12 protein-coding genes are annotated in these 12,913 nt (G+C 49.8%); all 12 read right to left on the bottom strand.

What is annotated here, in order from left to right:
* Positions 1–147: 147 nt before the first annotated feature.
* Positions 148–861 carry a phosphoribosylaminoimidazolesuccinocarboxamide synthase gene (gene purC / locus JF818_RS09980; RefSeq protein WP_198891866.1) on the bottom strand — a complete coding sequence of 238 codons (714 nt, stop codon included), beginning with the start codon at positions 859–861 and terminating at the stop codon, positions 148–150.
* Between the two features lie 30 nt (positions 862–891).
* On the bottom strand, positions 892–1,404 hold the full coding sequence (gene purE, locus JF818_RS09975; RefSeq protein ID WP_198891865.1) for a 5-(carboxyamino)imidazole ribonucleotide mutase: 513 nt from the start codon (positions 1,402–1,404) through the stop codon (positions 892–894).
* Between the two features lie 102 nt (positions 1,405–1,506).
* Complete coding sequence (locus JF818_RS09970; RefSeq protein ID WP_198891864.1) at positions 1,507–1,941, bottom strand: C-GCAxxG-C-C family protein; 435 nt, start codon at positions 1,939–1,941, stop codon at positions 1,507–1,509.
* A gap of 40 nt (positions 1,942–1,981) precedes the next feature.
* Positions 1,982–2,944: a radical SAM protein gene (locus JF818_RS09965; protein ID WP_198891863.1), complete on the bottom strand. Its 963-nt coding sequence runs from the start codon at positions 2,942–2,944 to the stop codon at positions 1,982–1,984.
* On the bottom strand, positions 2,941–3,501 hold the full coding sequence (gene amrA, locus JF818_RS09960) for an AmmeMemoRadiSam system protein A (protein ID WP_198891862.1): 561 nt from the start codon (positions 3,499–3,501) through the stop codon (positions 2,941–2,943). The genes JF818_RS09965 and amrA overlap by 4 nt, the downstream gene beginning before the upstream one ends.
* Positions 3,502–3,504: 3 nt before the next feature.
* Entirely contained in the window at positions 3,505–4,359 is an 855-nt protein-coding gene (amrB, locus tag JF818_RS09955; RefSeq protein ID WP_198891861.1) for an AmmeMemoRadiSam system protein B, read from the bottom strand.
* 133 nt (positions 4,360–4,492) lie between these two features.
* Positions 4,493–6,847 (bottom strand): glycoside hydrolase family 3 N-terminal domain-containing protein, encoded by a 2,355-nt coding sequence (locus JF818_RS09950; protein ID WP_198891860.1) that lies wholly within the window; start codon positions 6,845–6,847, stop codon positions 4,493–4,495.
* A gap of 45 nt (positions 6,848–6,892) precedes the next feature.
* Positions 6,893–7,738 carry a carbohydrate ABC transporter permease gene (locus JF818_RS09945; RefSeq protein WP_198891859.1) on the bottom strand — a complete coding sequence of 282 codons (846 nt, stop codon included), beginning with the start codon at positions 7,736–7,738 and terminating at the stop codon, positions 6,893–6,895.
* Positions 7,735–8,700, bottom strand: coding sequence for a carbohydrate ABC transporter permease (locus JF818_RS09940; protein ID WP_198891858.1), 966 nt, complete (start codon positions 8,698–8,700; stop codon positions 7,735–7,737). Before JF818_RS09940 ends, JF818_RS09945 begins: the two co-directional genes overlap by 4 nt.
* 112 nt (positions 8,701–8,812) lie before the next feature.
* Positions 8,813–10,162, bottom strand: a complete 1,350-nt coding sequence (locus JF818_RS09935; protein ID WP_198891857.1) for an ABC transporter substrate-binding protein — start codon at positions 10,160–10,162, stop codon at positions 8,813–8,815.
* A gap of 187 nt (positions 10,163–10,349) precedes the next feature.
* The gene (locus tag JF818_RS09930) at positions 10,350–11,006 is read right to left on the bottom strand and encodes a response regulator transcription factor (RefSeq protein ID WP_198891856.1); all 657 of its coding nucleotides are present in this window, start codon (positions 11,004–11,006) and stop codon (positions 10,350–10,352) included.
* Between the two features lie 3 nt (positions 11,007–11,009).
* Positions 11,010–12,913: substrate-binding domain-containing protein (locus JF818_RS09925; RefSeq protein ID WP_198891855.1), on the bottom strand; the 1,904-nt coding region annotated here is incomplete at its 5' end.

The following is a 12,913-nucleotide window of genomic DNA, read 5'->3' as shown; positions in this document are numbered from 1 at the left end:
ACATACCATCGCAGTTGAAGGCTATCCCGCACCCTTCCTGCCCCCGATGCTGCAACGCATACAGACCCTTGAAACAAGCTTGGTTGACAGCCACCTTGGAGGGACTGTAAATGCCAAAGACACCGCAAGCCTCATTGAGGGAACTCATCAGTCATCTCCCATCAGTCGTGACAATATTTCCTGATACGCTGCTTCCACATCCCCAAGGTCCCTTCTGAAACGGTCCTTGTCCAACTTCCTGTTGGTCTTTGTATCCCAAAACCTGCAGGTATCGGGGGATATCTCATCGCTGAGGAGAAGCTGTCCACTAGAGGTCATCCCAAACTCCAACTTGAAATCGACCAAGGTAATGCCCAGGTCCTCAAGGTAGGAACAGAGTATCTCATTGATACGTAGCGCATAGTCGGTGATCAGCTGAACCTGTTCATCTGTTGCCAGCGAGAGCGCCTGTATGTGATAGTTGTTCACCATGGGATCATCCAGATCGTCACGCTTGTAGCAGAACTCCAACACAGGAGTTGCAAGATGCACCCCCTCATCCAGACCGAGACGAGCCGAGAGAGAACCGGCAGCAATATTACGGACAATCACCTCCAGAGGTATGATCTTCACCGCCTTTACCAAGGTATCGGTGTCGCTGAGTTGCTCGACAAAGTGAGTCGGGATACCCTTCCCTTCCAAGAGTTGCATCATATGATTGGTGACCTTGTTGTTGATCGCCCCCTTGCCAAGTATCGAGCCCCGCTTCTTTCCATTGAATGCCGTGGCATCATCCTTGTAGGAGACGATGTACAAATCCTTGTCATCAGTCTCATACACCCGCTTCGCCTTCCCTTCGTAGAGCATGGTTCGCTTTTGCATCTGTATCCTCTCTTGTAAATAAAAAGAGCCTTACCGGCTAGGGGTAAAGCTCCTGTGGAAACGCTCATCAGCTTGGGCAACCTTTTCGGCCATCTCTCTTCTGCGCTCTTGTATGCGAAAAGCGAGTGCTTCATCACCAAGGGCCAGAATCTGGGCAGCAAGCAGTGCTGCATTGGCTGCCCCATCAATGGCAACTGTTGCCACAGGATAGCCAGTGGGCATTTGCACGGTTGAGAGCAAGGCATCCATACCATCGAGTGAGGCGGAAAGGGGAATTCCAATGACGGGAAGCAAGCTTCTGCTTGCCAGAACCCCTGCAAGGTGAGCAGCTTTTCCTGCCGCTGCGATCAGCACGGCGTATCCCTCTCCAGCTGCATTCTCAGCAAATTGGATGGTTGCTTCGCTACTTCTGTGTGCCGAGAGAATATGTGCCTCAAAGGGAATATCCAACTCTTGCAAGACCGTAAAGGCCCCTTCTACCAACGGTGCATCATGTTCACTGCCAAGCAGCACAGCCACACGGTTTTTCTGGGTTGTTTGCATAGGCGTACCATAGCGAAAATGTTGCGGTTATGCAATACCAATGCAACAAATTATATACAGATTTGTTAATATGTCTTATGTCTTAGGCGTATTGTACTAATATCAAAAGTGTTTTCCATTCTTTTGCAACAGTTTATGCAACAAAACAACAGCATCCTCAACACACAGGTCACAAGTTCGCAACACAATACCACTCTCATCACCCCTGAGTTCACTGCAGACAAGTGTGCCGTTCTGCTCAAGGAAACCGTCCACTATCTCCCCTGCATAGTTATAGGAAGTCTGCTTTGTTGCAGCTTCCACACTGCCTCCACTGGTAAGCAAGCTGATAATGAGCACTGCTCCGCTTACAGCCCCACAAGTTGCCTTATGGCCGCCCATACCTCCGCCGAAGGCTTCACTCATGATGAACAGGTTCTTCTCATCGATTCCCACGACATCGGCAAAGCTGCAGGCAACTGCCTGTGCACAGTTGTACCCCTTCTCCCTGAAAGCGTAGGCACGTTTTACATATTGCGTTGTAGTTGTTGTTTCCATAGGGGTAATAGTACCGTTCTGCGTTTCCAGTTGCAAGAAGTTACGACCAGGTACCATATATATGTCTACCACAAACAGGACAGTTGGAATGGTCGATGATACTCTCACGGAATACCCAAGAACGACGTACCAGTGAGGTCTTGCACCCTGGGCAGTAAGTATTCTGGTCCAAGGATGAATTCCCCGGGTAGACAAAAGGAACCAGGGACTCTTGGGCTTCCTGGACCACCTCTTTTAGATAATGCTCGCTGGTCTCTCTCTTCTGTTCCTGATAACGAGGGAAATAGCGACTCAGATGCCAGACCTGTACACCTGCCGAGTAAAGATGCCTTCCAATGGAGGATATCATTTGTTTCGTATGTACCCCTTCCATAACCATGGTGGTTATCTCCAGATGAGCTTTGCTTGGAGTGATGTGTTCAATGGCCTTCCACACTGGACGAGAGCTTCCCCCACAGTAGTCCCGGTAGAATGCCTCATCCCCCTTGATGTCAATATTGAATGCATCGATGAATGGACTGATCCGGTTCAAAGCTTCTTCGCTGAAGCTACCATTGGTAACCATGATGGTTTTAAGTCCTTCTTGTTTTGCAAAGGTTGCCACCTCTACCATATAGTCCTGCCAAACCAAGGGCTCGCTATAGGTAAAACTGATGGAAGGACACCGGTTATCCAAAGCAAGCTGAACCACTTCCCTGGCAGTGTAATAGGTTCGCTGGGCTCCAGCCTCCCACGCTCTCTGGCTGATCGCATAGTTCTGGCAGAAGGTGCAAGTCAGGTTGCATCCAAACATTGCAATGGAGAGTGTATTGGTCCCCGGCAGGAAGTGGTAGAGAGGCTTCTTCTCAACAGGATCTATCGCACTTAAGACCAACCCTCCATAATTATGGGTAAAAATGGTATCTCCAGAACGTTCCCGAACCCCACAAAAACCAATTTCTCCATCCTTCAGTCTACAGTGACGGTAACAGAAATCGCAAACAAGATACTCTGCTGTACTCACGACAAGTCCTCTGCATACACTTCGGCTTGGAACACTTCAAACCGACAAGCCATGTCTGTATAGGCATCGCTTTCAAGACCGGCCTTCCTTGAAAGTTGACTGAGCATGGTCTGCAGATCCCATCCCTGCTCTGTCGCCACCTGAGGGAGGAAAACTGCACGATGGTATCCATGACTCAGCAGCACACCATCCACTCCAAGTCGTATTTGTTTCCAATCATCAATGACTTGCATCTTGGAAAGCAGTGAGATTTCAAGCACCACCTCTTTTAACTCCGCTTCCTTGAGGGGATGAAAGCGGGGGTCACTGAAAGCAGACTCCCTCGCCAGTTTCGGTACCTCCTGCCAAAGAGGGCCCCTCCCCCAAAGATTGCCGATACAGCCACGCAGGGCCCCTTCCTTTGTATGAATCGTGACAAAGCATCCTGCCTCATGGGAAAAGGGAGGACTATCTTCCCTCTTCAGTCGATCATAGATGGGCGTATCAGAGTGGGTAAGCGTACTCGTTATGGCCTCCCTGGCAAGCATCAAGAGAGTCTTTTGGTCAACTCGGTTCATTCCCTACCTCCAAAGAATCGTTGAATAGGCGACAAAATTATTGTCATTTGACGAGGACACATCCTGTGAGGTGTAGTAGTCTGCTACCCACCCCTTACAATGCAACCGCTTTGCAATGGATGAGACCAACAAGGCGGCGGCGTAGCCGCATACAGTTGATTGCTTTGCAGTACAGAAGGCAAGTGCTTCTGAGACCCTACCCTCACTGAGTAGATGAGCCAAGCTTAAATCATCTTCCTTTACCCGGCCCTCTGCCCTGCTTCCGTAGGGTGTGTAGGCGAACCGGGGCCCATAGTGGGTAAAGTCACTACTTGCAATAATTACCGTTCTTCCCATCTCTAGGTCCTCTCTTCCAAGCTCCTGAATCAACTGACCAGCAAGCTTTTCGATTGCAGAGGCCTCGGAGAGACGGGATAGCATGGCAAGGGCAACCTTTACAGGACTCTCTTGTGCTGCAATGTATGGAAGGACCATCTCCAGGGCATGTTCACTCTGTATTGCAGAGAACCACTCTCCCTGTGCGCTCGCAAGATTGAAAGCCTGAATATCACCGAGAGGAGTCCTCATGCCGGACAGTGGTGCACTGACGATGGTATCGGGAGGGAGTGTTGCATAGTGGCTCGGGCTGATCACCAGGATACGCTCGATCGAACCAAGTCCGGTGGTGAAAAAAGGGGCTATCCCACTGCTTGAGTAGAACAACCCTGCGTGAGGGAGAACAGCGAACCTGTACGGGCCTCTTTGATAGGTTTTCCGCTTCTTGCTCTCGTCTATCGACTCTGTTACCAACAGTCGCAATAGCTCTGGATCCTTTGGATACCAGGAACCTGCATATTGAGCATCTCTCATCATATTCATCGTGGCACCTCGTATATAATGATAGTCCACTGTGAAAGAATTGCAAGGTTACATCCACGGAGAAAAGCAAAGAGGCAACGTACCCGGCCGCAGGGATGACCAAGTACGTTGCCAAACGTGGAGGTAAAAGAAACTAATTACAATCAGAGACAGAAACAGAGGAGAGACATCGCCAATCCTTGGGGAATATTTTCGATTTCCCGAGTACTGCAATTTCCTCGCGGAAAACAATATCTTCACTACTTTTGCCGACAAGAAGAGAGAAAGCACCACTCTCCAGGACTCTTCTTGCATCGCTACCAACAAACGAGAGCATGTCCGCAGGCAGGATAAAGGAGAGACGTTTCTGCTCTCCCGGCTGCAATGAAACACGGCTGAAAGCTTTCAACTCTTTCACAGGGCGAACAATGGAGGCAACCTTATCCTGCACATAGACCTGCACGATTTCATCACCACTACAAGTCCCGTCGTTTCTCACTGTAAGGGAGAAGCGAAACTCTTCATCGCCCTGAATCATTGGGTTTTCCACCTGGAAATCATCCCAGCTGAAAGTGGTATAACTCAGTCCATACCCAAAGGGATACAAGGCTCCAAACTGTGGCTGGATCTTTAACCCACCAGCCTTCTTGAAGTGGTTATACGCGTACGGCATGGAGCCAGCACTCTTGGGAAACGAGAGCGTCGTTTTCCCACCTGGATTGTTCAACCCTACCAAGGTACGTGCGATAGCTTCCCCTCCCCCCTCACCGGGGAGCCAAGCAGCAAGAATGGCACTGGCATGTTCAACCGCTTCATGGATGGTGTATGGTCTTCCACTCACCAGAACAACCACCACAGGTTTTCCTGTAGCCAGCACCGCCTCCAAGAGTTCTTCTTGCACCCCGGGAAGCCTCAGGCTATCGGCATCAGATCCTTCACCGACTGTCCCCTGACGGAACAACCCAGCGATATCACCAACGACCATTACCGTTACATCCGCGGAAGAAGCAGCCTTGGCCGCTTTCTTTATTCCCTGGGTATCACCGCTGAGCTCATGGGCTCCCTCTCCACCCTCTGGAACATCCCCTGGGAAGAAGATGGCTTTCTCCACCTTGCTCTCGTAGAGCATGCACCCAGGTTCGAATGTCAAGGGAATGTCTCCCAAAGCCTCAGAGAGAGCACTGCGAATGGTCCTTGCCTGCGGAGGGACTGTCTCTTCAGGACCATGGGATCCCTGGAGATGAATCGGGGTTGAGTATCCACCGAACATTGCATACGGGTGGTCAGCAAGAGGACCGATGAGGGCAACAGATCTTGCATTTTTCAAAGGAAGAACCCCATCATTCTTGAGTAGAACAAGAGACTTTTCAGCTACCTCTACTGCCAATGCATGGCTCTTCTCTGTACCCAGTTCGATTGCCTCTTCCCTGATGAACGGATGCTCGAACACGCCTTGGTTGTACTTCTCTTCCAATACACGGAGTACAGCCTCATCAAGGGCATCACCCTTGATCAATCCACGATACAGGGCCTCGATCAACCCTTCCTTGAATACGGTATACCCAGGCAATTCGATATCCATACCAGCATTGAATGCCAAAGCGGCGGCTTCAGCCATATCTCCAGCAACACGATGGTCATGGAGCAATTGCACAACTGCCTCATAATCTGCGACAACCAACCCATCGAAACCCCATCGCTGTTTAAGCAAGTCTGTCACCAAGGATCGATTACTGGTACAAGGAACACCATCAATGTCATGATAGGCCGGCATTACTGAACCAGGGTGTGCATGACGGACAACCATCTCGAAGGGAAGTGCAAAGGTATTCTGCAGTTCTGTGGGACCGATATGTACCGGTGCATGGTTTCTCCCTCCCTCACTGGCAGAGTGCCCGACAAAATGCTTCAGGGTTGCAAGAGGACTTCTCCTCTCTCCTTGCAGGCCTTGTACATACGAGATTCCCATGACTCCACACAGGTAAGGGTCTTCCCCGTAGGTCTCCTCTAAGCGCCCCCAACGGGCATCACGAGCAACATCCAGGACTGGAGCGAGCCCCTGATGAACCCCGAGACTCCTGAGTTCATCCCCGATTGCTTTTCCTACCTTGCCCACCAAGGAAGGTTCCCAGGTGCTGCCATAATTCAATGCGGAAGGAAAAATCGTTGCTCCCTTCACCATGGCACCGGTCAAGCACTCCTCATGCAGGAGAGCTGGAATTCCCAAGCGTGTCTCCTTGATGAGATACCGTTGCAACTCATTGATCGCCTTAGCTTGCTGGACTGGATTGTTCGCCATGGTTCCATAGGGACGGGTGAGTTGGCCGATACCCTTACCGAGAACCTCAGCCTTGATATCTTCACTACGCATCTCAGCCTGCCCATACTCGCGTACATGCAATGAACCATCTATTCCTATTTCAAGCCATGCAGAAACCAACTGGGAGACTTTCTCTTCGATACTCATCTTCCTGAGCAGTTCCAAGGCACGTTCCTTATTCTGCTGCATAGTGTTAACAACTCCTTATTTCAGTATCCTTGTACCTCAAGACGACTACTCTTTCAGTGCTCCTAGTGCAACTCCAGCAATAATGTGCTTCGAGAGCGAGAAGTAGACGATGAACAAGGGAAGAACAGTCATCGACAATCCCAGGTAGACTGCACCGTACTCTGTCTTGTAGATATCTCCCCTGAGCAGGCTGACCATGATAGGCATGGTATACTTGTTACCATCGGTAAGCAGAATCAAGGGTTCGAACAAACGATTCCAGTTGAATACAAAGGTGAAGATTGCCTGTGTCGCCATAGCCGGTTTCATGATAGGCAGTATGATCCTGTTGAAAGTATTGAACTCCCTAGAACCGTCTATTCTCGCAGAGTCAACAATATCCAACGAGAGAGATGCCATCAGGTACTGCCGCATAAAGAACACCATTGCAGGGGTTGCTGTTGCAGGTATGATCAGGGGCCAAAGACTGTTGGTCCACCCGATGCGATACATGAACTGGTAAAACCCGATACCACTTACCTGGGTTGGAATCATCATAACAGCCATGATGAAGGTAAAGAATGGCTGACGCAGTTTCCAGCTGTAGGCAACCAGGGCATACGCTGTAAGCGATGAGAAATATACCGCGCAAAGGGTTGCCCCTGTGCTGATGATCATGGAGTTAATAAAACCTACAATGGGGTCAAAGGTCTTTCCTTGGAGTATCTGCCAGTTGCTCATCAAGTACTTGGAAGGGATCAGGCCGATGGAACTTTGCTGTATCTCGAAGGTACTGCGTGTTGCGTTCATGAACATCACCCAGAAAGGGAATATGCTCAAAAGTGCCAAGAAAATACACACAATATAGATTCCTGTCTTTTTCAGGTTGGTAGTTGCTCTCATTCCTCTCATCGTACTCCCCCCATCCTCTTTTCTTCCTTCAGCCGGTTCTTTTCAAATTTTCTGAGTTTGATCTCAGCCCTGTCACGCATGGAGTAGAACATGATCCCTGAGAGAACCAGGATGATGATGAAGACAATCATGCTTGCAGCCGATGCTCGGTTGTAGAGATAGCTTCCCGCAAAGGCTTGGTTGTAGATGAATACACTCGAGGTAAGTGTTGCATTGTCCGGTCCTCCCCAAAGGAAGAGCCTGGGAATATCGAACATCTGGATACCACCGATAAGGCCGGTTACCAGAACATACAGCAAAATGGTTTTCAGTCTGGGCAAGGTTATCTTGAAGAAAATCTGGGTAGGTGTTGCCCCATCCACCTCTGCAGCCTCAAACAGTGTCGGATTGATGCCCAATACACCAGCGATCAGGATGATCATGGAGTGTCCATACCACATCCAGAACTGGATGAAGGATACCACCCCTCGGGCGGTTCCACTCTGTAAGTGGAAGTTTGACGGTGCGTCCAGGATGCCGAGTTTTATCAGTAAGTCATTGATTGGTCCCTTTGGATAGCCGGTAAGGGAGTTGAACAGGATTGCGATGGTTGCAGCGGTAATGATATTCGGCATATAAATCAATACCTTGAACAAGCCCTGTGCCTTAACCTTCAGTCGTCTATTGGTAAACCATGCGGTCAACAACAGTGCCAAGAGAACCTGGGGAATGAAGTTGAAAATCCAAATAATAAAGGTGGTTTGCAGTGAACGTAAAAAGGTCGCGTTATTGAGGATGCTTTTATAATTCTGGAACGGGTCTTCCAAGAACTTGAAGGTTGTACGCCCCAGTCCCCTGAGGTCGGTAAATCCAATAACAACGGTATATATCGTCGGATACAGATTGAAGATAAGAAAGGCAAGCACGAAAGGGATGGAAAACAGATATCCGTACTTAGCATAGCTGATGTTGTTTTTGCGCATGAGCAAGTCCTCCAGAAAAATTCACCGTGCATCGACCGATATCTTCCCTGCGATGCTTGGAGCAAAACAAGCCAGGTGTAGGGGTCACCTACACCTGGCAATCATTGATCCATTAATCAACGTCAATTGCGAGGTTGTCAGCAACCTGCTGCTTGAAGTCTGCGATTGCCTGGCTGCGGCTCTTGTTGCCGTAGCTGTATTCGCGGACCTGGTCACGCCAGTACATGTTGATGGTCTCATCATACTGGGTCTTGTTGGTGCCGGTAGCAAACTTGCCGGCGGGAACGAATACGTCGAACATATCCTGTCCACCGAGGAAGTCCAGGGTTCCGTCACTCTTGCTCATGACCGTACCGGAAGCAACAGTATCCTTGGTTCCACCAGGACCATTGAGTGTACCGTTGGCCCAGTAGTACTGCAAGCCGGTTTCAGAGCTGTCGAGAGTAATCCACTCGATGATCTCACCAACTGCGTCCTTGACAGGGCTCTTGTCGTTAGCAAGTACCCAGGTACCGCCCCAGAAGAAGCCAACAGGAGGTTCACAAACTGCCCAATCCCCATAGGTTCCTTCACCAGGTGCTGAACCGCCGCTGTTACCAGCCATGACGTAGTTGATCAACCAAGCTGGGCCGAAGAAACCGAAAATCTGCTTTTCGCCGGCGTCTTTCATGTCAGCGAACCATGCATCGGTCCAGTCACGGGTATCATTGTGGTAACCCTTGTCAATCAGCATCTTTGCTACATCAAGGAATGCTTCACGATCGGGATCGATGTAGAGTTTTCCGTCTACAATCCAGCCCTTCTCGCTGCTGCCTTCGATGGCGTGCCAGATGTCTCCATCACCGCTGATGATTCCGTATCCTTTCTTCTTCAGGTCTTCTGCAGCCTTGAAGAACTTGTCCCAACCGGGACCGACTTTTGAAGTGATTACAGCAGGATCGTCAGTACCCCATACGTCCTTTGCAATAGAGCGGCGGTAGATAAATGCACCACCGGTAGCCTGGTAACCAAGGCCTACCAGATCGCCATCAGGATTGGTACCGATATCAACGGTGTACTGGGCAATGTCGGCTTCCTTGAGCTTGGCGTCTACATCAATTCCAAGATCCTTGTAGGGAGCTGCAAAGTGAGCTGCGTCGCCCTGGGTGTACTTGAGTACAAATGCTGACTCAGCACAATAGATGTCAGGAGCATTCTCACCACTACTTGCCAATGCCTGGTCAAGTGCTGGTTGATACGCACCATCAGTGGTAGCAATGATGGTTGTGTTGATCTCATAATCGAAATCAGGATTCAGTTCTTTGTACTTCTCCAACATTTTGGGGACTTCATCAGTGAAGCTCCACAGGTTGATCACCTTACGAGCAGGTTTCGCTGCTTCTGCCTGTCCGGCTGCAAACAGTGAGAGACTCATGCAACAAATCAGCAACAGACTGACTACAATACGCATGTTCCGTTTCATACAGATTCCTCCTTACTTAACTCTATGTCAAACTGACATACAAATGAGACTTGCATAGATTTCCCTTACATTCGTACAACGCCTGTACTGAATAGGGAGCCCTACAATCACCATGCTAGGTGAACACCATGGTGAACGCCACTGGGCTTTTGCCTTGAAAATGAATAGGACAAATGTCCTATGATACCTACATCTCGTTGCTTTTTACCCATTTGATGGCAAACTTGCGTAGTGTTCCTGCATCACTGATGGAGAGCTTATGACGGATATTGTCCCGGTAGACGTTAATCGTCTTTACAGAGAGATTGAGCGTCTTCCCTATTTCAGAAACACCACAGCCCTGTCCAAGTAAGCGGAGCACTTCCATTTCCCGGAGACTGAGCAGCTCAACCGGATCACTCTCCTGCGAGGATTCCTGCAAGAGCATGGTGTCCAACATCCTCTCCCGCATATCGTCTGAGAGATAGACCTTTCCCTTGAGCACTGTCTCGATTGCCTTAAGGAGCGAGGAAGCAGCTTCCTGCTTCATCACGTACCCCCGTGCACCAGCCTTAAGTGCGCTGGACGCATAGATAAGTTCATCATACATGGAGACAACGATGGAAAGCACCTCTGGCTTGCTTGCCTTGAGGGTTTTGACCAACTCCAATCCGTTCTCTTGTTGGAGGGAGATATCGACAAGGGCTACATCCACCTCTATCGTATCCAGCAGGGTAAGTGCTTCAGTGATGGTGGTTGCCTGAGCTCGTACCTGGTAGGTTCTCACGTTCTCTATGACACTCACCAAACCTTGGCGGAAAAGCGGGTGATCATCTACAATCAGAAATCGAACAATATTGGGCATTCCCTACTCCTTGAATTCAATCAGCACGGTGGTCCCCTCATCATCACTCTCAAGGGTGAGCTTTGCATCAGCCATTGCAGCTCGGTTCTGCATAATTCTCAAACCAAGCCCTTCTCCCTGTATACGCTGGGGGAGTCCTGTTCCATCATCGCGAACTTCCAGGGAGAGGATACGGGAACCCTCAGTATCAAACTTTCTTGCTGAGGATATTTCTATGTGTTTAGCTTTTGAGTGTTTTATTGCATTGGTCAATGCTTCTTGGACAATCCGGAAGATATTCAGCTCCCTGGTCTTATCCTGTATGGAAAAGGATGGGTCCACATTTACATCGATATCGATTGCCACCAACCGAAGATTATCACCCACCAAGGCCTCCAGGCGCTCCAGGAAACTGTGGGGTTCCAACTCCATGGGCATCAGCCCTCGGCTGATGGTCTTGATCTTCCCAATGGCCTCGTTGAGATGCTCACTGATTTTCCTAAGGCTCTCCTTCTGGGGTTCTTGGTTGTTTCCAAGTTGTTGCTGTGCCGATGAAGCGAGCAGGGAGATGCCAAGAAGATACTGGCACAGGTCATCATGGAGCTCCTGCCCGATGCGCTCCATCGTCCTCGTGGAAATTTCCATGACTTCCTGTTCCAATTCGGTTCTCCGCTTGATCTCCTGGGAGAGATCGCGTGTACGCAAGGCAACCTGTTCCTCAAGATTCTTCTCATGTTCCCTGATCTGCTGGAGAAGCAGGGATCCTTTCAGGTTACTGGAGATCTGTTCTTGCAATACATCATAGAGTGCAGGACGGACAGTGCCAAACGGAACCAGAAAATAGCCAAGAGGCTCATCAAGATAGACCAAGGGTAAGAGGACCCAACGCTGGGTCCTCCATTCAGGACTTAGGCTGGGGGGCAGAATCTGCTGGGCAGGAAAATCCATTGAGAACGCTGATAGCGGGAGTACTTCCTGTTGGACGGTCATCATAAGCCGAGCTTTTCGGTTGTGGTTCAGGAATCTCACCAGATATCCACGATCGATACCAAAGAGCTGCAACCCATGTTTCAAGTTGGTGATCAACTCCCCCATCTCAAAGGTACCGCTGAGCATGGCACTCACCTTTCTGAGGGTTTCAAATGAATTTTCTGCTGCCACCCGTTTTGCTGCCTGAAAGCGACCAATCTTATCCCCTGTCAATGCACGGGCTGCTCCCATAAGCATTGCAAGGGTCTTGGCACTGAGTGTGCTCTGGTTACGCGATTTATACTCCACCACCGAAAGGTATTCATTCCACCGATGAAGAGAACCACTCTCTGCTGTAGTCTCATCCAGCGCACGGTTGAGACGGGCTATCATCTGATGGTAGTCACCTCGCTGGACAAGGAGAACCAGGTCTTTCACTGCCAAATGCTCAGCCGGGGTGGCATAACTCGGCATCTCATGAAGTCCGGGGGTGAAGTGCACATGCGGATTGCAACCGCAGGATTCCCTGATGACCGGTGAGCATGGCAGGGAGATGTGTTCTTCTTCCCCTCCGGCCATGATCCTATCGAGGATATCCACGGCTATGACTCCCATCTCATGCAATGGTTGTACGACGGTTGTCAGTGGGGGAATGCTGTAGCGAGAGGGGTCTATTCCATCAAATCCAATAAGGGATACATCATCAGGTACTCGAATATTCCACTTCGAGAGCTCTTGCATGGCTCCAAATGCCATTCGGTCATTGAGACAGATCAAGGCATCAAAAGAGCATTCCGCTTCCATGAAGTATCGTACTACTTCACTTCCTGATTCGTCGGTAAAAGTACCTGACCTGACCAGTTTCTCGTCAATAGGAATATCATTATCTGCAAGTGCCTGCCTACAAGCCTGAAGCCTCTTGACTGACTCCTCATGGGTTTTCGGCCCTGTGACAATAG

The sequence above is a fragment of the Sphaerochaeta sp. S2 genome (assembly GCF_016406725.1).
GTDB lineage: Bacteria > Spirochaetota > Spirochaetia > Sphaerochaetales > Sphaerochaetaceae > Sphaerochaeta.
Note: the sequence above shows the minus strand (reverse complement) of the source record. Positions and strands in the feature narration are given on the sequence as shown.